We start from the raw sequence: 18,260 nt of genomic DNA on the forward strand, positions 1-18,260 counted from the left end.
CATATTAACTATACAAATTTTGTGGCACCTTAGTAACGTTTAAATGAACGGTTATTTCCTCACGATCATGATATAGATGTTTAGCTTGCAACTCATAATTGATACCTTGTTTCTCAAGCTCTTTTCTGATCATCGAAAGACATTCATAAACACTATCAAAGCGTTTTTTCATAGGCAGCTTTAAGTTAAATATAAACTCTTTTGCGTATGCATTTACTGCCCAGTCAATCATTAGCGTAGTCACTTTGGTCGGTTTTTCCACCATATCGCACACTAACCAAGTAATATTTCTTTTTTCTGGGCGATATTTAAAACCGTCGGCTCTAAAATGTTTAACTTGCCCAGTTTGCATTAAATCGTCATTCATTGGGCCGTTATCAATAGCACTTACAAACATACCACGGCGTACAAGCTGATAAGTCCAACCACCAGGGCATGCACCTAAATCAACACTGCGCATACCGGCAGCTACGCGTGACTCGCGTTGTTGCTCAGGTATAAATACGTTAAATGCTTCATCGAGTTTTAACGTTGAGCGACTCGGTGCATCGCTTGGCATACGAAGGCGCAAAATACCCATGAAAAATGGAGAATTATTAAAGCTATACGAGTAACCAACATAAGCCGTATTGTTTGTTAAAAACATGACATGCATTACTGGGCGATTTGCTTTTGGCTCACGTAGTACAGTATTTTGTTTTTCGAGGGCTTTTTTAAGCGGTGTTGAGATTTTTTTACAGAACGTTAAAAGCTCTTTGCCTTCGTTTGTGTCTGGCGTTTCAACGCGCAGTTCTGAGCACAATGTAAAATCTTTAGCAGCTTCAACTACTGCGCCCACACGGTCCTCTACTGGCATGTTTTCAAGTAATGTGCCGGCAAACCATTGACGTGCAAACACCATGTTTTTAAAATCAACTTTTTTGATTATTTCGTCGCTGTGATGCGCTTCAAAACATTCGTAAACAACATAACCTGTATTTGGTTTTGCTTTTACATACCCTGCAAAACCTTGCTCTGCAGCATGAAACGTTATTTCTGCAGCGGCATCGTTTTCAAAACCACTACGACAAAAAATCACAACACTAGACATATTACCCCTTAAACTCTTTAAAACTTAAATCGTGCAACTTGCACTAAAATAACAATCCAACCAATAATAAAGCACAACCCACCAAGCGGTGTTATAGGCCCAAGCCACTTCATTCCTGTTAGAGCGAGTAAATATAGACTACTACTAAAAAGTAGTGTGCCCGTTATAAAAAAGCCACCAGCCCAACTCAGGTTTATACCCCATTTAATTAAAATAGCCACCGCAATGAGTGCAAGCCCATGCACCATTTGATATTCAGCAGCCGTTTTAAAAACGCCTAATGAATACTCCGATAAGCGGCTTTTTAAACCATGGGCAGCAAATGCACCTAACATCACCGAAAGCATACAAAAAATACTACCGGTCATTAAAAATAATTTAATCATCTAACCCCCTGCTCGAGTCTTAACGTATCTCAATTTGTTGCTTAATAAATTCAACGGCACTTAACGCTGCTGTTTCTCTATTTTGCAGTTCAGTTACGCCACTTTTTTTACGTGGTTTTAATGAGTGATCGCCATCACTCAGCCAAGTAAACAAAGGCTGCTTTGGCATTTTCATAGTAAGAAGTTCTTCACGTGTACCAAATGTATCTCGCTCGCCCTGTAAGACTAAAAAAGGGCAAACAATATTAGCAAAATGATCGGTGCGCAATTTTTCTGGCTTACCCGGCGGATGAAATGGATAACCAAATGCTATAACACCTGAAAGGCTTTGCTCTGTACTACATGCAAGCATTGATGCCATGCGACCGCCCATCGATTTACCGCCTATAAACAACGGTAAATCTGGCTGCGCATTCGTTAGCACTCGTTCATAATAAATAAGTAACTTTGGTGCTCGCTCAGGAGGCCTGCGTTTATTAGTTTGTTTAGCGATTTGCATATATTCAAAATCAAATAAACCAACATCAACCCCCTGCTCGCTTATTAATTTTGCCATGTGCTGCATAAAGTCAGAATCGCTACCAGCACCTGCGCCATGTGCAAATATAAACTGTGCTATTGCAGGTTGCTCCGTGCTTTTAAACCATTCAATCATTATTAATACTCATGTTCTTGCTCATGCTCTACTAAGCTCAGCATCCACTCTTTAAACGAAACTATTTTACCAAGCTCTGTTTGCGACTCACGAAGCACTAAGTAATACGCATTTTTACTCTCTAGGCTATGATTAAACGGAATTACCAAACGCCCTGCGTCTATGTCGGGTTTAGCTAATACACTATTGCCAATTGCCACACCTTGTCCATGTACAGCTGCTTGTAACACCATAGAGGAGTGGCTAAATATAGGCCCTTGATTTACCTGGATGTTACGCACGCCTGCGGTTTTCATCCACGTTTTCCAGTTTTTACGTGTAGTGTCGTGTAATAGTGTGTGATGCGCTAAATCACTAGGTTGATCAAGCGGCTTTAACCCGCTTAATAACATAGGACTACAAAGTGGTACTAAATATTCGGTATGAAGCTTGTACGCTTGTACGCCATTCCAATGACCCCTTCCATAATAAATAGCAATATCTACGTCATCAGTGAGTGAGTTTTCATCTTGGTCTTGTGCTTTTATTCGCACATCTATCTCTGGATGTAACTCATTAAACAAACTCAAACGAGGCACTAACCACTGAATAGCAAAACTAGGGGTTAGGCTTACCGTTAGTGAGCCCTTAGCGCCACGAGCTAATAGCTTTTCAGTTGCATCAATAAGCTGAGTAAAAATCTCTTTAATATCTAAAAAATAGCCTTGGCCTTCTTCAGTTAATAATAAAGAGCGGTTTTTACGTAAAAACAACTTCAGCCCTAAATGCTCTTCAAGTGTTTTTATTTGATGACTTACTGCCGCCTGCGTTACATAAAGCTCTTCTGCAGCTTTTGTAAAACTTAAATGGCGTGCAGCCGCTTCAAAGGCTTTTAATGCGTTTAATGGAGGTACCCGTCTTGACATAATAACCAAGCTTAGAATTAGTTTTTCTTATGCGTGAGATTATATACATCATATAAGTTTGTGTATATTAAAGGCATAAAAAAAGCGACCTGAGTCGCTTTTTAATAAACATCATGCTTAATTATAAATCGCTTGCACTTGTATCAAGTGGGGCAAAACTTTTAATTAAATCATCAACCGCTTTCATTTGCGTTAAGTACCCTTCTAACTTGCTAAGCGCTAGCGCACATGGGCCATCACATTTAGCTTCGTTAGGATTTGGATGCGCTTCGATAAATAAACCAGCAATACCCAACGCCATACCACTGCGCGCAAGCTCTGCAGCTTGTGCACGACGACCATCAGCAGAGTCAGCTCGTCCACCAGGGCGTTGTAGCGCATGTGTTGCATCAAAAATAACAGGTGCCATTGCCTTCATGTCATCCATACCAAGCATATCAACCACAAGGTTGTTGTAACCAAAGCTAGAACCACGCTCACAAAGGGCTACGTTGTTATTACCAGCTTCATTAAATTTAGTAATGATATGGCGCATTTCGTGTGGCGCTAAAAACTGTGGTTTTTTCACATTAATAATTGCACCTGTTTTAGCCATCGCCACAACTAAATCTGTTTGACGCGCCAAAAAAGCAGGTAACTGAATTACATCAACAACTTCTGCAACAGGTGCAGCTTGATGCGGTTCATGTACGTCAGTAATTAGTGGAATTTTAAACGTGTTTTTAATTTCTTCGAATATTTTTAAACCTTCTTCCATACCTGGACCACGGTACGAATTGATTGAAGAGCGATTAGCTTTATCAAATGAGGCCTTAAATACATAAGGAATATTTAGTTTCGTCGTAACTTCTACGTAATGCTCTGCAACACGCATTGCTAAATCGCGAGATTCTAATACGTTAATACCACCAAACAATACAAACGGTTTGTTGTTTGCAAGTTCAATTTCATTAATTTTAATAATTTGGTCTTTCATTTAAATTCCTTAAGGTGCAACTGCTTGCATCATTAATCCACAAATATAAGCCATATAAGTACCCACACCGTAGCCTAGTACAGCTAACAAGACACCAACAGGCGCTAATGACGGATGAAACGCTGATGCTACAACAGGTGCTGACGCTGCGCCGCCCACATTAGCCTGAGAACCCACTGCCATATAAAATAACGGTGCTTTAATCAGTTTAGCCACAATTAACATGATGCTTGCATGCACTAACATCCAAATTGCACCCACTAAAAATAGCCCAGGGTTATTGAAAATAGCGGTTACATTCATGTGTAAACCAATCGATGCAACCAAAATATATAAAAAGCTAGAAGCTACTTTTGAAGCGCCAAACGCTTCTATTTGCCTCACTTTAGTAAACGATAAGCCTATACCAATCGTTGTTGATATAACAATTAGCCAAAAGAATTTACTGTTTAAGCTGTATTCTTTTGCCCATTCATAAGTAGTGCCAAAGTACGGCCCCAAAAAGTCAGCGCAAAAGTGTGCTAAGCCAGTTATACCAAATGCAATTGCAATCAGCGTCATGTAATCATTAAGAGTTGGGATGCGTGCATGTTCTGCGTGATATTCTTCTACACGCTTTTTCAAGTCTTCAATTGCGCTTGTATCAGCACCCGTCGCTGCATCAATCTTTTTATGATTTGCTGCCATTAACAATAAAACAGCCATCCAAATATTAGCGACAATTACATCTACTGTAATCATCACTGAGAATATATCACCACCAACTTCAAACATTTCTTTCATTGATGCTTGGTTAGCACCGCCGCCAATCCAGCTACCTGCAACAGTTGTCATACCGCGCCATACGGCATCTGGGCCATGCCCACCAACAATACTTGGGTCAAATGCGCTCACAACTAAAATAGCTAATGGCCCACCAATAACAATACCTAAAGTACCCACTAAAAACATAATAAGTGCTTTAGGGCCTAAGTTAATAATCGCTTTTAAATCAATACTAATGGTAAGTAGTATTAAACAGGCAGGTAGTAAGTAGCGCGAAGCCACATAATAAACATTAGATTTATTACCATCTACAATACCAAAGGTATTTAATAACGAAGGTAAAAAGTAACACAGTAATAAAGCAGGTACGTATTTATAAAATCGTTTTAAAGCTGGACGCTCACTGTTTGAGGTTTTAAAAATAAACCCCAAAATAATAGCAAGCAAACCAAGCACAACGGCATCATTTGTAATTAATGCGCTTTGAGTTTCAACCATAATTATTCCTATTCTTAATGGTGCGTTTTATTATTATCTTCTAGTTCTTCTATTTGGTGTTGAATAATCTCTATTGCAGGATCGTCCGGACACTCATCTACAAAAAACTGTAAATCATCACGTGCCATTTTAGGGCAACCGAGCTGATTTAATAAGTAACCTCTGTCGCGTCTCTCATACGGGTCGTCGCCTATTAACTCCATTAGCATCTCTACACAGGTTAAAGCATGACCAAATTTATTTTCGCTAATGAAAGACCATTTTTGCTGAGCTAAAAATAACTTATATACTTCGTCATCAAAAATCAGTTCTAGTGGCTCTTGCTCTTGACCATCATCTTCATCTGCGTTTTCAGGGATAATATACCAACTTTGTTGTCCACTGCTTGGCTCTATTATGTAGCCTTCTTCGTCACTAATCGCCACATGTACGCCAACATCACCTTGGGTAAGACTAAGGTTCGCGTCACAGTTAGCTTGTTGTAAAAAATGACAAAGTATAATTGCCAGTGTTGTAGGTGAACCACTGCGCATAGAAAGCGTATAGCTTAATGTATTTAATTTATATTCAGGCACTTTTAGACCTGATGCACTAAATAGCCAATCACTGTAAAACATATCTAATAATTTTTCGAGGCGATCGTGCTCATCACTCACTTTTAAACACAGCGCTGAAATTTGCTGTTCAAAGTCAGTTAAAGTTTCATAACATGGTGTTAAATCTATCTGAGGGTCCCACTTTGACTCTGCTTTAATACAGCGGTAAATCGCTGGAGGTGTAAATTCATCGTAAGCATCATCAAGATAAGATTCATCGTGTTCGTCAAACCCGAGGGTAGTCATTAATACTGCAACATTTTAGAAAACGAAGGCGTAGTTTACCTAACTTTAAAGCTATATACCAATATAGAGGTGTATTTGAATATTTTCTGAGAGGGAGTTGTATTTGAGCTTTACAAAACAACTATAAAGCTCAAATAGTCAGGTATTACTTAAAGCAAAAAAGCTGATTTAGACGTCGCTAAATAACCTATCGCTAAAATAACAGCAGTGTTAACTAAAACGTAAGCAACTTTAGCCGCCATTTTAGTTTGTCGGGCGCTTTTAGCCCCAATACCAATGTATATAACCACTAAAACTATTTTTTCTAATAGCCAATATTGTTCAAACGGATTAATTTTAGCCATAAATATAAGCGTAAGTGCAGACACTAATAACAAAGTATCTATACTGTGACTACCAATCATTATCGCTTTATTTTTTGCTAATTTACCACTGCCCATTCGCGAAAAAGCGCGAACATAAAATAATATTACACTTAACATCGCAATTGCCATGTGCGAGTGCTTTACTGCTAAATAATCCATATGCCCCTGTACTTCTGTTTTATAAAAATCTAATCAGGAAAACGGCTAAGAACCGCCTCTAACTCATCAAGCTTTTCGTTAAATACTTCAACCATTTTTGGTTCAAAATGTGTGCCTTTTTGAGCATTAATTTCATCAACCACATTTTGTAATGTCCAAGGCTCTTTATAACACCGTTTATGGCGAAGTGCATCGTATACATCAGCAAGTGCGACTATACGGCCAAATACATTAATTGCGTTTCCGCTTAGACCTTGTGGGTAACCAGACCCATCCCATTTTTCATGATGCTCTTTTGCAATAATTGCACCTGTACTCACAATTTCATGGGGAGAGTCTTTTAAAATAGTATAGCCTTTATCAGTATGGGTTTTCATTACTTCCCATTCTTGAGGTTCTAACTTTGCTGGTTTGTTTAAAATCGCATCAGGAATGCCCACTTTACCTACATCATGAAGAGGCGACGCCAACCTTACTAAATCTGCATCATGTTTAGATAAACCATAGCCCTCAGCTAAAATATGACAAATATGTGCTACACGTTTAACATGATTACCTGTCTCGGTTGATCGCTGCTCAACTGCTTCACTTAACCTATAAACAAGCTCTTGTTGTGTCGCTTCTATTTCAGACTGAAGCTGCACATTTTCAAAGGCAAGTTGCACATTTTGAGAAAATATTTTGATTAAATGACGCTGAGTATCCGTTAAATCCTTTGGGACACCTGATATGAACAGCATTGAGTTATGATTGTACTCACTACTGCAGTACGCAAATAAGTAATTATCTTTATAAATGATACTTTTATCATTAAGCGCCTGATGACACGCACTTAACTGCTCAGCTTGTAATACCTCATCAAGCTCTTTACCTTCACTTTTTTCAAAATCGCCAGTGCCAGAGCAAACTATTAGCTTTTTATTTTTTTCATGTTCTGGGTTTTGTGCAACTAAAGTGGTGGCATACATAGCTTGATCAGCAATACCCAATAAAGATGTTAATTGCTGCATAACGCCTTCAATAAAGTGCTCTATTGAATGCGCAGAAAAAATATCACGAGACGCTATAATTATTTTCTCAAGCCCTTCGCGTGATTGCTCAATCGAAATAATATCCCGATACGAGCGTAGGCTCGACATAATAACAGTAAATAATTTTTGAGCCGTTAGCTCCGTTTTCGATTTGTAATCGTTAATATCATAATTAATAATGACTTGACGTTCAGGTGCCTGGCCAGGTTGGCCTGTTCTTAAAATAATCCGTATATGATTATTTTTAGCTTCTTCACGAATAAACTTAGCAACCTGCAAACCAGCGTCGTCGGTTTCCATTACCACATCAAGAAGCACAATAGCGGCATCTGGATGCTCTTTTATGAGCTCTTTCGCTTCAGCACCTGAGTAGGCACTAATAAACTCTAAGCGTTTATTTTGAAACTCAAAATCACTCAGTGCTAGTTTTGTAACAGCATGAACTTCAGGTTCATCATCAACGATTAATACTTTCCAGGTACCGTGTTCAATCTCATCGATTGTTTCTTCTGGTTCATCTGAAAATAAAAAATCACCCATCATAGTCGAAATTCCTTCATGGCATTATTTAACGCACTAGTAGGCAATTATTATTCTCTAGGGCCACAGTGCAAGTGTTACACGGTCATTGTTACCAAGGTCTTTCACTGTTTTAATATTAACAAACGCCATTTTTTCAAAGAAATGACGAACAGCTTCACCTTGCTCAAAACCGTGTTCTATTAAAAGATAGCCATTAGATGACAAATAGTCACGTGATTGTGTAATTATTTGTTTAATATCAGACATTCCGCAATCATCAGCCACTAATGCAGATAGAGGCTCAAAGCGCACATCACCCTGATTTAAATGTATATCGCTACTTTCTATATAAGGAGGGTTAGTGACAATTAAATTGAATTTTTCGCCATGCAACTCACTAAACCAGTTACTCTGTTTAACATGTACATTATTAATCGCTAATCGCTGCTGGTTACGTGTAGCAAGTGCAACTGCATCGCTTACTCTATCTACTGCAGTAATTTGCCAACTAGGCATTTCACTACCCAGTGCCAACGCTATTGCACCAGTACCTGTGCCTAAATCAAGCACCTTTGCTGTAGCGGGTAGCGCTATTTCAAGTGCTTGCTCGACTAATGTTTCAGTATCTGGTCGAGGTATTAGGGTCGTTGCGTTAACTTCAAGCGATAAGCTCCAAAATTCACGCAGCCCAGTTATATGGGCTACGGGCTCACCTTTCAAACGTCTTTGGATAAATACATTAAACTGCGATTGTTGCTCATCACTAAGCGCATGTTCTGGCCAAGTAAAAAGGTAACTGCGAGGTTTTTGAAGTATATGAAGAAGTAAAACTTGTGCATCTAATTTAGCACTTTCGCTGCTAAGTGCTAATAAGTCAGCACCTGCAGCAATTGCTTGTTCAAGAGTGTGAGCCACAATTACTCGTCGCCCATGGCCGCAAGTAAGTCAGCTTGATGCTCTTGCATTAATGGGTCAATAATCGCACTTAAATCACCGGCTACCACTTCGTTTAAACGATAAAGTGTTAAGTTAATACGGTGATCGGTAATACGACCTTGCGGGTAGTTATAAGTACGAATACGCTCAGAACGATCGCCACTACCTACCAAGTCACGACGTTCAGAAGCTTCTGCCGCATGGCGTTTTTCATCTTCAGCTTGTTGCAGTCGAGCTGCAAGTACTGACATCGCTTTAGCGCGGTTTTTATGCTGCGAACGCTGATCCTGACACTCAACCACAACACCGGTAGGTATATGTGTAAGTCGAATAGCAGAATCAGTTTTATTTACGTGCTGACCACCTGCGCCTGATGCACGAAATGTATCAACTTTTAAATCTGCTGTATTAATTTGTATCGCTTCAGCTTCTGGTACTTCTGCCATAACCGCAACAGTACACGCTGAGGTATGAACACGACCTTGTGATTCAGTCTCTGGCACACGTTGTACGCGGTGTACGCCTGATTCAAACTTTAATTGACCGTAAACGCCTTCGCCACTGATATTTGCAATAACTTCTTTGTAACCGCCATGCTCACCTTCATTGGTGCTTACAACTTCTACTTTCCATTTTTTATTTTCTGCGTAGCGGCTGTACATACGAAATAAGTCACCAGCAAAAATAGCCGCTTCATCGCCGCCCGTCCCTGCACGTACTTCAACAAACACGTTGTTGTTATCTCGCGGATCTTTTGGCAACATTAATACTTGAATTTGATCTTCAATCACTAGTATTTGTGCTTTTGCTTCTTTATATTCTTCTTGCGCCATTTCACGCATTTCAGGGTCAGAATCTTTAAGCATTTCTTCTGCACTGGCTAAATCGTCTTGCGTTTCTTTATAGTTTAAAAACGTTTTTACAATCTCTTCAAGCTCAGAATACTCTTTTGAAAGCGCACGAAAACGGTTTTGATCACTAATGACCGACGGGTCGCTTAGCAGCGCTTGTACTTCTTCGTAACGCTCTACTAAGGTTTCTAATTTATTATAAACAGACTCTTTCATTTAACGGTTATTCCTGATCAATACCTAACATTTTTTTCAACTGGTTTAGCTGCGCCACTTCACCTTTTTTCGCTGCATCTTGTATTGCACGGGTAGGCGCGTGCATTAAGCGATTGGTTAATTTATTGGCGAGCTCTAATATAATTTTTTCTGCATCTTTACCTGTATTGAGCTGACTAACAGCACGCTCTACAAGTTCAGACTTAATTGTTTGTACATCATTTCGATAATGGCGGATTAAATCTACCGAATCGAGTGAACGCATCCACATTGCAAATTCTTTGGTGCGTTCAGTAATAATTATTTGCGCTTGCTGTGCAGCTTGCTCGCGCGCTGCCATATTCTCGCTTACAATGGTTTGTAAGTCATCAACGGAATATAAATAGGCAGCATCTAGCTCCCCAACTTGGCTTTCTATATCACGGGGAACCGCTATATCTATAAATAGCATAGGTTTGTGACGTCGCTGCTTTAGCGCTTGCTCAACCACCCCTTTACCAATAATAGGTAAAGTGCTGGCTGTAGAACTAATCACTATATCGGCTTTATGCAAACGCTCAGGCAATTGCGCCAAAGCAATCACATCTGCCGACACTTCGTCAGCTAAGTTACGAGCTCGCTCAATAGTTCTATTTGCAACAGTGATATTTTGAGGCTCATTTTGGTATAAATGTTTAGCAACCAATTCAATGGTTTCACCTGCGCCAATTAATAACACATTGGTCTTATCAAGCTTGCCATAAATATGCTTTGCCAAGTTAACTGCAGCAAACGCTACCGATACCGCACTTGCGCCAATATCGGTTTCAGTTCTAACTTGTTTCGCTACCGAAAATGTTTTTTGAAACAATCTATCAAACGTAACACCTACTGCATCGTGGTTTTTAGCACTAAAAAACGATTGCTTTATTTGCCCCAGAATTTGCGGTTCGCCCAACACTAAAGAATCCAACCCACACGCCACGCGCATTAAGTGATTAATAGCATCGTTATCTTCGTAACAATAAATGTTTTTGCTCAGTTCATGTTCATCCAAACCATGGAAACTGGCAAGCCAGCTCAACAGTGTTTGGGAATTTTGCTGAGCGAGGCTACAATAGATCTCGGTTCGATTGCAGGTAGACACAATAACCGCTTCATTAAAGTCGGCATGGCCACTTAATTGTTGCAACGCCTCTGAAATTTGCTCAGGCGAAAAAGCCACTTTTTCACGTAATTCTACGGATGCGGTTTTGTGATTTATACCTAGTGCTATTATGGTCATATTTGCCAAATATTGCTGAGCCCTACTTCAAAGGCGGTAATTTTACCAAAAATCAGCGGAATATGGAAAGTAAGGAACAACATTTGATTCGACAATATTTGATTTTATTCATGTTTTTTTTGTTTTTAGGTGGCTGTGCTCATCAAATTGATACAAAAACAACACTTTATGATGATTGGAAACCACGTTTAGCTGCTCAAAAAACTTGGCAAGTAGAAGGTAAACTAGCATTTATTAGCCCTGAAGAGCGTCAATCTGCAAACTTAAATTGGCAGCAAACAACAAATTCCAATAATTTAATACTGACTACTTTTATTGGTACTCGTATTTTGTCGCTTAAACAAACAGCTAACGGTGCTGAATTAGAGTTTGACGGTGAGCAATACTTTGATACTAACGCTGCAGAGCTTTTAAAACGATTAACGGGTTTTACACTACCGGTTGATAATGCCGATAACTGGCTTAAAGGCACTATTGACGATGAAAGTTTAATTGTTGATGAGCTTGGGCGTGCAAAGCAAGTATTATGGTTTGATAATACAGGCAAAAAATGGCAAATAGATTATGGCACTTATGTACAAAACGCAGGTTACTGGTTACCTACTAAACTGACGTTAAAGCACCAACAAATAAAAATTAAAATTCAACTATACGATTGGCAGTTTAAATAAGTATGAATAACAAAACCTCTTTTTCACTTATTGCTCCGGCAAAACTCAATTTATTTTTACATATTAATGCTCGCCGAGAAGATGGCTATCATGAACTTGAAACCTTATTTACTTTTTTAAATTTTGGTGATGAGCTGCATTTTGAGTTAACAACAGATGGGAGTATTTCTGTCGGTGGTGATACTAAAGACATCCCTCTAAATGATAATCTTATCTATAAAGCGGCTTTATTATTACAAACACACTGTAAAACCTCTTTGGGTGTAAAAATAAATTTAATTAAGCGCTTGCCGATGGGGGGCGGTGTTGGAGGAGGTTCATCTGACGCAGCGAGTACTTTATTAGCCCTAAATAAGTTATGGAAATTGGCACTAAATTTAGAAACACTAGCACAATTGGGGCTCAAGTTAGGGGCAGATGTTCCAGTGTTCATACAAGGTCAAAGCGCCATAGCGCACGGTATTGGTGAAAAACTACACCAAGTAACACTTGAACAAAAATGGTACTGCGTTGTACACCCTAACCAACATGTAAGTACCGCAAAAATATTTACACATCCAGATTTAAAACGCGACACACCAAAAATAATAGGCGACTGGAAACACCATACTTTGACCAACGATTGTGAGCCTTTAGTTAAAAAGCTTTGCCCCGAGGTTGAAAAAACCCTCCAGTGGTTGCTAAAATACGCCCCGTCGAAGATGACCGGAACAGGTTCATGTTGTTTTGTCGAATTTGCTAGCCAAGTTCAAGCACAAGATGTACTTGAAAATCTCCCCCATACTTGGCAGGGTTTTGTGGCTTCAAGCGCAAATGTCTCACCTGCTCATACGGAGTTAACCGCCATATTCGATCAATGAAGTAACGTACAAGTAATCATAAGTTAACCCGCAGTGATATTTATCATTGCCCGTTAGTCCAAATATTCAGTGCCTGAGGAACCCTACCGTGCCTGACATGAAGCTCTTCGCTGGTAACGCAACACCTGAGTTAGCTCAAAAAGTTGCAAAACGTTTATATATTGAATTAGGCGATGCTGTTGTTGGCCGTTTTAGCGACGGTGAGATCAGTGTTCAAATAAATGAAAATGTTCGTGGCTCGGACGTTTTTATCTTGCAATCAACCTGTGCCCCTACAAACGATAACCTGATGGAACTTATCGTTATGGTTGATGCTCTACGTCGTGCATCTGCAGGTCGTATTACTGCCGTCATTCCTTATTTTGGTTATGCGCGCCAAGACCGTCGTGTACGTTCTGCTCGTGTTCCAATTACCGCTAAAGTTGTTGCAGATTTCTTATCAAGTGTTGGTGTTGACCGTGTTCTTACGGTTGATTTACACGCTGAACAAATCCAAGGCTTCTTTGATGTACCTGTAGATAACGTATTTGGCAGCCCTGTATTACTTGAAGATATGAAAGAACGCGACTTTGAAGACGTCGTTGTTGTATCTCCAGATATTGGTGGTGTTGTACGTGCTCGTGCAATTGCAAAACTACTAAACGATACCGATTTAGCAATCATTGATAAACGTCGCCCTCAAGCAAATGTTTCTCAAGTAATGCACATTATTGGTGACGTTGAAGGTCGTGATTGTATTATCGTAGATGATATGATTGATACCGGTGGTACATTGTGCAAAGCCGCAGAAGCACTTAAAGAACATGGCGCTAAGCGTGTATTTGCATACGCAACGCACCCTATCCTTTCAGGTAAAGCAGCCGAAAACTTACGTGACTCAATGATTGATGAAGTAATTGTAACTGACTCAATTCCGCTATCTGATGAGCTTAAAGCCCTTGATAAAGTTAAGGTACTTACGCTTGCTGACATGTTAGCAGAGACTATTCGTCGTATTAGTAACGAAGAATCTATCTCAGCGATGTTTGAACACTAAAATTAAACATTCCTGAATATAAAAGCGCCTTTTGGCGCTTTTTTTGTAAGCGATGTTTATTTTATCTGGGCGTGGTGGTATGATAGCGCGCCTTTTGGCTAGGGACCTTGGTCGCAAAGGCCCTACACATTTAAATAACTGGAGACATCATGTCTAACAAAACTTATACGTATAACGCTGAACTTCGCGTAGAAACTGGTACTGGTGCGAGCCGCCGCCTACGTCGCGAAGACAAAGTTCCTGCAATCCTTTACGGAGCTGATAAAGAAGCTTTATCTCTTACTTTTGCTCATAAAGATATGATCAAAGCTCAAGAAGACGAAGGTTTCTACACGCATATCCTTACGCTTAACGTTGATGGCGAAGCTGTTGAAGTAATCTTAAAAGATATCCAACGTCACCCATTCAAGCCTAAGCTTACTCACCTTGATTTCCAACGTGTAGATGCTACTCATAAATTTCAAACTAAAGTTCCTCTACACTTCATCGGTGAAGAGATTGTAACTAAAGCTGGCGCAACTGTTGTTCACCAGTTAACTGAAGTTGAAATTACGTGTCTTCCAAAAGCACTTCCAGAATTCATTGAAGTAGATGTTTCTAAGTTTGTTGTTGGCGATTCAGTTCATATCTCTGACCTAACTTTCCCTAAAGGCGTTAGCTCTGTAGATTTAGCTAAAGGCGAAGGCCATGATCAGTCTATCCTGACTATCAAAGCAAACAAAGCAGCTCCAGTTGAAGACGACGCTGCAGCAGCAGAATAATATTTAAGGTCTCGCAACCTTGAATTCTATTCAAATGCTTGTGGGCCTGGCTAATCCAGGCCCCGAATACGCAAACACACGCCACAATGCAGGTGCTTGGTTCATCGAGCAAATCGCTGCACGCTATAACTGCACTCTAAAACACGCTCCTAAATATCACGGCCTTACAGGCAAAGTGATCATTCAAGGCCAAGAATTCAAATTATTGATCCCCACTACTTACATGAATTTAAGTGGTAAAGCGGTCAGTAGTTTAGCTAATTTTTTCAAAATCCCTGTCGAGGACATTTTAGTTGCCCATGACGAATTGGATTTAGACCCAGGCGTTGCCAAATTAAAAAAAGGTGGCGGGCATGGCGGTCATAATGGTTTAAAAGACATTATTGCAAAAATGGCAAATCAAAAAGACTTTATGCGCTTGCGCATTGGTGTAGGTCATCCGGGGCATCGTGAAATGGTAACTGGTTGGGTGCTTGGAAAAGCGGCCAAAGAAGACCAAGAAAAAATGGATGCTGCTGTTGATGAAGCAGTTCGTTGCATGGAAATACTTGCAAAAGATGGTGTGTTAAAAGCACAAAACAGACTACATTCGTTTAAACCCTAGTAACTTGGGTCCAAGTACACCGTTTAAACGAATTCTAAACAAGGTATCTTACTATGGGTTTTAAATGTGGCATCGTTGGCTTGCCTAACGTAGGTAAATCAACGCTTTTCAATGCACTAACTAAAGCGGGTATTGAAGCCGCTAACTTTCCTTTTTGTACCATTGAGCCTAATACAGGTGTGGTACCTGTGCCAGATCCTCGTCTAGACGAACTTGCTAAAATTGTTAATCCTCAACGAGTTCTTACCACTAGTATGGAATTTGTAGACATTGCTGGCTTGGTAAAGGGCGCATCTAAAGGTGAAGGCCTTGGTAACCAGTTTTTAGCTAACATTCGTGAAACCGATGCAATTGGCCACGTAGTTCGCTGTTTTGAAGATGAAAACATCATTCACGTAGCAGGCACTATTGACCCTGCTGACGATATTGACGTAATCAACACTGAGTTAGTACTTGCTGATATGGATAGCGCTGAAAAAGCCCTTTTCCGTAACGCAAAAAAAGCAAAAGGTGGTGATAAAGACGCCAAAGAGCAAAATGCCGTACTTGAAAAAGTAAAAGTGCATCTTGATGAAGGCTTAACTTTACGCGCTTTAGCATTAACTAAAGAAGAAAAAGCAGCAATCAGCTCTATCAACTTCTTAACTATTAAACCAACTATGTATATTGCAAACGTTGCTGAAGATGGTTTTGAAAATAATCCATACCTTGACCGTGTACGCGCTATTGCTGCAGCAGAAGATGCGATTGTCGTTCCTGTATGTGCTGCTATCGAATCTGAGCTTTCAGAATTAGATGACGAAGACAAGCTTGAGTTTATGGCTGATCTTGGCTTAGAAGAGCCCGGCCTTAATCTTGTTATTCGTGGTGGTTATGAATTACTACAATTACAAACTTATTTCACTGCGGGTGTTAAAGAAGTGCGTGCATGGACAATCCCTGTAGGTGCAACAGCGCCACAAGCAGCGGGTAAAATCCATACCGACTTCGAGCGTGGCTTTATTCGTGCGCAAACGATTGCTTTTGACGACTTTGTTGCCTTTAAAGGTGAAAGCGGCGCAAAAGAAGCAGGTAAGATGCGTCAAGAAGGTAAAGAGTACATTGTTAAAGACGGCGATGTAATGAACTTCTTGTTCAACGTATAAGTCAAATGAAACCAAATTAGTATTGGTAATAATTTTAAAGGCTCGTTTTTACGAGCCTTTTTTGTACCTCCAACGTTATAAACTTATAAAATTGATATAGCCCCAACCTAAATACCTACGTTTAATCTAAAAATACACCCTAAGCAGAAGATCAAACCTCAAAAATAAGTACCTCTTAAACAAATTAATGTTAAGATTTAACCAGAGCGTAATAATTTGTTGAATAATCAAACAGCTTCAAACGATTGGTTTTTGCTTTTTTTATTTAGCGACAAATTTTGTATGTGAATTGCACTCAAAAAATCATCATTTTTATTAAAATTTAGCCGCTTAGCTTAATTTTCCTGCAAACAAACACAGTTAAGTGTTTTTTTGCAAAAAAGGTGTTGACGAATTTGGGTCATATCAGCATAATACGCCCCGCACTCAGCGATGAAGTGCTAACAAAAAAGATGGCTAAGTAGCTCAGCTGGTTAGAGCACATCACTCATAATGATGGGGTCACAGGTTCAAATCCCGTCTTAGCCACCATATTTTTTTGTTGCTCAATGAAGAGTTTAAAATAACTACTTTGTGTGCGGGAGTGGCGGAATTGGTAGACGCGCTGGATTTAGGTTCCAGTATCTTAGGATGTGAGAGTTCAAGTCTCTCCTTCCGCACCATAATTCTTGATAAGAATTAAAACTATCAATTGTTATTGTTGGGATATCGCCAAGCGGTAAGGCACCAGGTTTTGATCCTGGCATTCCCAGGTTCAAATCCTGGTATCCCAGCCAACAATGGCTAAGTAGCTCAGCTGGTTAGAGCACATCACTCATAATGATGGGGTCACAGGTTCAAATCCCGTCTTAGCCACCATTTCTTTTTTAGAAGTGGCTCTGCAAGAGTTAAATTGCACTCAATGAAGAGTCTAAAATAACTACCTGTGTTTTATAACACAAACGATGCGGGAGTGGCGGAATTGGTAGACGCGCTGGATTTAGGTTCCAGTAACTTCGGTTGTGAGAGTTCAAGTCTCTCTTTCCGCACCATGTTCTTGATACGAACTAAAAATATCAATTAATTCTTTGTTGGGATATCGCCAAGCGGTAAGGCACCAGGTTTTGATCCTGGCATTCCCAGGTTCAAATCCTGGTATCCCAGCCAACTTCTTCTACCAAGGAAAGTTGAATAAAAGAATAACTCTTGCCTAGAGGTTAAATGAGCAAATTAGTGATGCGGGAGTGGCGGAATTGGTAGACGCGCTGGATTTAGGTTCCAGTATCTTAGGATGTGAGAGTTCAAGTCTCTCCTTCCGCACCATGTTCTGATAAGAACTAAAATTATAAAAGAATTCTTTGTTGGGATATCGCCAAGCGGTAAGGCACCAGGTTTTGATCCTGGCATTCCCAGGTTCAAATCCTGGTATCCCAGCCAACTTCTTCTACCAAGGAAAGTTGAATAAAAGAATTACTCTAGCTTAGAGGTTAAATGAGCACATTAGTGATGCGGGAGTGGCGGAATTGGTAGACGCGCTGGATTTAGGTTCCAGTATCTTAGGATGTGAGAGTTCAAGTCTCTCCTTCCGCACCATGTTCTTATTAAGAACTAAAATTAATATCAAATTTATAGTTGGGATATCGCCAAGCGGTAAGGCACCAGGTTTTGATCCTGGCATTCCCAGGTTCAAATCCTGGTATCCCAGCCAATTTGACTTCCTTCTCTAAAACTTCTCAATATTCA

The 18,260-nt window shown here is 39.9% G+C and carries 18 protein-coding genes and 10 tRNA genes; 16 read left to right on the forward strand and 12 right to left on the reverse strand.

Going from position 1 to position 18,260, the window contains the following annotated elements; all coding sequences use genetic code 11:
- Positions 1-4: 4 nt before the first annotated feature.
- The 12 genes from rlmM to hemA all read right to left on the reverse strand — a co-directional run bounded on the left by rlmM (position 5) and on the right by hemA (position 11,461).
- On the reverse strand, positions 5-1,090 hold the full coding sequence (rlmM, locus tag FFU37_RS09715) for a 23S rRNA (cytidine(2498)-2'-O)-methyltransferase RlmM (protein WP_002958564.1): 1,086 nt from the start codon (positions 1,088-1,090) through the stop codon (positions 5-7).
- Positions 1,091-1,107: 17 nt separating this feature from the next.
- The gene (locus FFU37_RS09720; protein ID WP_175413899.1) at positions 1,108-1,476 is read right to left on the reverse strand and encodes a DUF423 domain-containing protein; all 369 of its coding nucleotides are present in this window, start codon (positions 1,474-1,476) and stop codon (positions 1,108-1,110) included.
- Between the two features lie 19 nt (positions 1,477-1,495).
- The gene (locus FFU37_RS09725; protein WP_138489382.1) at positions 1,496-2,131 is read right to left on the reverse strand and encodes an alpha/beta family hydrolase; all 636 of its coding nucleotides are present in this window, start codon (positions 2,129-2,131) and stop codon (positions 1,496-1,498) included.
- 2 nt (positions 2,132-2,133) lie between these two features.
- Positions 2,134-3,036, reverse strand: a complete 903-nt coding sequence (locus FFU37_RS09730) for a transcriptional regulator GcvA (RefSeq protein WP_002958561.1) — start codon at positions 3,034-3,036, stop codon at positions 2,134-2,136.
- A gap of 121 nt (positions 3,037-3,157) precedes the next feature.
- Positions 3,158-4,012 carry a 3-deoxy-8-phosphooctulonate synthase gene (kdsA, locus tag FFU37_RS09735; protein ID WP_002958560.1) on the reverse strand — a complete coding sequence of 285 codons (855 nt, stop codon included), beginning with the start codon at positions 4,010-4,012 and terminating at the stop codon, positions 3,158-3,160.
- A gap of 9 nt (positions 4,013-4,021) precedes the next feature.
- Positions 4,022-5,275: a DUF819 family protein gene (locus FFU37_RS09740; protein WP_024595290.1), complete on the reverse strand. Its 1,254-nt coding sequence runs from the start codon at positions 5,273-5,275 to the stop codon at positions 4,022-4,024.
- Between the two features lie 14 nt (positions 5,276-5,289).
- Positions 5,290-6,117, reverse strand: a complete 828-nt coding sequence (locus tag FFU37_RS09745) for a tetratricopeptide repeat protein (protein ID WP_002958558.1) — start codon at positions 6,115-6,117, stop codon at positions 5,290-5,292.
- A 149-nt stretch (positions 6,118-6,266) separates the two neighbouring features.
- A complete protein-coding gene (locus FFU37_RS09750; RefSeq protein WP_002958557.1) occupies positions 6,267-6,641 on the reverse strand; it encodes a SirB2 family protein in 375 nt (124 codons plus the stop codon).
- Positions 6,642-6,670: 29 nt separating this feature from the next.
- Positions 6,671-8,215, reverse strand: coding sequence for a response regulator (locus FFU37_RS09755; protein WP_002958556.1), 1,545 nt, complete (start codon positions 8,213-8,215; stop codon positions 6,671-6,673).
- Between the two features lie 54 nt (positions 8,216-8,269).
- Complete coding sequence (gene prmC, locus FFU37_RS09760) at positions 8,270-9,109, reverse strand: peptide chain release factor N(5)-glutamine methyltransferase (RefSeq protein WP_138489383.1); 840 nt, start codon at positions 9,107-9,109, stop codon at positions 8,270-8,272.
- A gap of 2 nt (positions 9,110-9,111) precedes the next feature.
- Positions 9,112-10,197 carry a peptide chain release factor 1 gene (gene prfA, locus FFU37_RS09765; protein ID WP_002958554.1) on the reverse strand — a complete coding sequence of 362 codons (1,086 nt, stop codon included), beginning with the start codon at positions 10,195-10,197 and terminating at the stop codon, positions 9,112-9,114.
- A gap of 7 nt (positions 10,198-10,204) precedes the next feature.
- The gene (gene hemA / locus FFU37_RS09770) at positions 10,205-11,461 is read right to left on the reverse strand and encodes a glutamyl-tRNA reductase (protein ID WP_175413900.1); all 1,257 of its coding nucleotides are present in this window, start codon (positions 11,459-11,461) and stop codon (positions 10,205-10,207) included.
- Positions 11,462-11,544: 83 nt separating this feature from the next.
- On the opposite strand from hemA, the gene lolB reads away from it, so the two are divergent.
- From lolB to FFU37_RS09850, 16 genes are all read left to right on the forward strand, one after another.
- Complete coding sequence (gene lolB / locus FFU37_RS09775) at positions 11,545-12,132, forward strand: lipoprotein insertase outer membrane protein LolB (RefSeq protein WP_033020640.1); 588 nt, start codon at positions 11,545-11,547, stop codon at positions 12,130-12,132.
- Positions 12,133-12,134: 2 nt separating this feature from the next.
- Positions 12,135-12,992, forward strand: coding sequence for a 4-(cytidine 5'-diphospho)-2-C-methyl-D-erythritol kinase (gene ispE, locus FFU37_RS09780; protein ID WP_138489384.1), 858 nt, complete (start codon positions 12,135-12,137; stop codon positions 12,990-12,992).
- Positions 12,993-13,080: 88 nt separating this feature from the next.
- Complete coding sequence (locus tag FFU37_RS09785) at positions 13,081-14,028, forward strand: ribose-phosphate pyrophosphokinase (RefSeq protein WP_002958550.1); 948 nt, start codon at positions 13,081-13,083, stop codon at positions 14,026-14,028.
- A 149-nt stretch (positions 14,029-14,177) separates the two neighbouring features.
- Positions 14,178-14,789: a 50S ribosomal protein L25/general stress protein Ctc gene (locus tag FFU37_RS09790; RefSeq protein ID WP_002958549.1), complete on the forward strand. Its 612-nt coding sequence runs from the start codon at positions 14,178-14,180 to the stop codon at positions 14,787-14,789.
- Between the two features lie 19 nt (positions 14,790-14,808).
- On the forward strand, positions 14,809-15,393 hold the full coding sequence (gene pth, locus FFU37_RS09795) for an aminoacyl-tRNA hydrolase (RefSeq protein WP_138489385.1): 585 nt from the start codon (positions 14,809-14,811) through the stop codon (positions 15,391-15,393).
- 53 nt (positions 15,394-15,446) lie between these two features.
- Entirely contained in the window at positions 15,447-16,538 is a 1,092-nt protein-coding gene (ychF, locus tag FFU37_RS09800) for a redox-regulated ATPase YchF (RefSeq protein ID WP_002958547.1), read from the forward strand.
- 454 nt (positions 16,539-16,992) lie between these two features.
- A tRNA-Met gene (locus FFU37_RS09805) sits at positions 16,993-17,069 on the forward strand.
- Positions 17,070-17,115: 46 nt separating this feature from the next.
- A tRNA-Leu gene (locus tag FFU37_RS09810) sits at positions 17,116-17,200 on the forward strand.
- A gap of 39 nt (positions 17,201-17,239) precedes the next feature.
- Positions 17,240-17,314 (forward strand) — tRNA-Gln (locus tag FFU37_RS09815).
- Positions 17,315-17,319: 5 nt separating this feature from the next.
- Positions 17,320-17,396: transfer RNA gene (locus tag FFU37_RS09820), tRNA-Met, on the forward strand.
- Between the two features lie 88 nt (positions 17,397-17,484).
- A tRNA-Leu gene (locus FFU37_RS09825) sits at positions 17,485-17,569 on the forward strand.
- A gap of 40 nt (positions 17,570-17,609) precedes the next feature.
- Positions 17,610-17,684, forward strand: a tRNA-Gln gene (locus FFU37_RS09830).
- A gap of 71 nt (positions 17,685-17,755) precedes the next feature.
- A tRNA-Leu gene (locus FFU37_RS09835) sits at positions 17,756-17,840 on the forward strand.
- A gap of 39 nt (positions 17,841-17,879) precedes the next feature.
- Positions 17,880-17,954 (forward strand) — tRNA-Gln (locus tag FFU37_RS09840).
- A gap of 71 nt (positions 17,955-18,025) precedes the next feature.
- Positions 18,026-18,110: transfer RNA gene (locus tag FFU37_RS09845), tRNA-Leu, on the forward strand.
- Positions 18,111-18,150: 40 nt separating this feature from the next.
- Positions 18,151-18,225: transfer RNA gene (locus FFU37_RS09850), tRNA-Gln, on the forward strand.
- The last annotated feature ends 35 nt before the right edge of the window (positions 18,226-18,260 follow it).

The organism is Pseudoalteromonas distincta, from assembly GCF_005877035.1.
GTDB classification, from domain to species: domain Bacteria; phylum Pseudomonadota; class Gammaproteobacteria; order Enterobacterales; family Alteromonadaceae; genus Pseudoalteromonas; species Pseudoalteromonas distincta.

Coding starts and splice junctions, on each gene's coding strand:
- rlmM (WP_002958564.1), bottom strand. CDS start 1,090: ATGTCTAGTGTTGTGATTTTTTGTCGTAGTGGTTTTGAAAACGATGCC.
- FFU37_RS09720 (WP_175413899.1), bottom strand. CDS start 1,476: ATGATTAAATTATTTTTAATGACCGGTAGTATTTTTTGTATGCTTTCG.
- FFU37_RS09725 (WP_138489382.1), bottom strand. CDS start 2,131: ATGATTGAATGGTTTAAAAGCACGGAGCAACCTGCAATAGCACAGTTT.
- FFU37_RS09730 (WP_002958561.1), bottom strand. CDS start 3,036: ATGTCAAGACGGGTACCTCCATTAAACGCATTAAAAGCCTTTGAAGCG.
- kdsA (WP_002958560.1), bottom strand. CDS start 4,012: ATGAAAGACCAAATTATTAAAATTAATGAAATTGAACTTGCAAACAAC.
- FFU37_RS09740 (WP_024595290.1), bottom strand. CDS start 5,275: ATGGTTGAAACTCAAAGCGCATTAATTACAAATGATGCCGTTGTGCTT.
- FFU37_RS09745 (WP_002958558.1), bottom strand. CDS start 6,117: ATGACTACCCTCGGGTTTGACGAACACGATGAATCTTATCTTGATGAT.
- FFU37_RS09750 (WP_002958557.1), bottom strand. CDS start 6,641: ATGGATTATTTAGCAGTAAAGCACTCGCACATGGCAATTGCGATGTTA.
- FFU37_RS09755 (WP_002958556.1), bottom strand. CDS start 8,215: ATGATGGGTGATTTTTTATTTTCAGATGAACCAGAAGAAACAATCGAT.
- prfA (WP_002958554.1), bottom strand. CDS start 10,197: ATGAAAGAGTCTGTTTATAATAAATTAGAAACCTTAGTAGAGCGTTAC.
- hemA (WP_175413900.1), bottom strand. CDS start 11,461: ATGACCATAATAGCACTAGGTATAAATCACAAAACCGCATCCGTAGAA.
- ispE (WP_138489384.1), top strand. CDS start 12,135: ATGAATAACAAAACCTCTTTTTCACTTATTGCTCCGGCAAAACTCAAT.
- FFU37_RS09790 (WP_002958549.1), top strand. CDS start 14,178: ATGTCTAACAAAACTTATACGTATAACGCTGAACTTCGCGTAGAAACT.
- ychF (WP_002958547.1), top strand. CDS start 15,447: ATGGGTTTTAAATGTGGCATCGTTGGCTTGCCTAACGTAGGTAAATCA.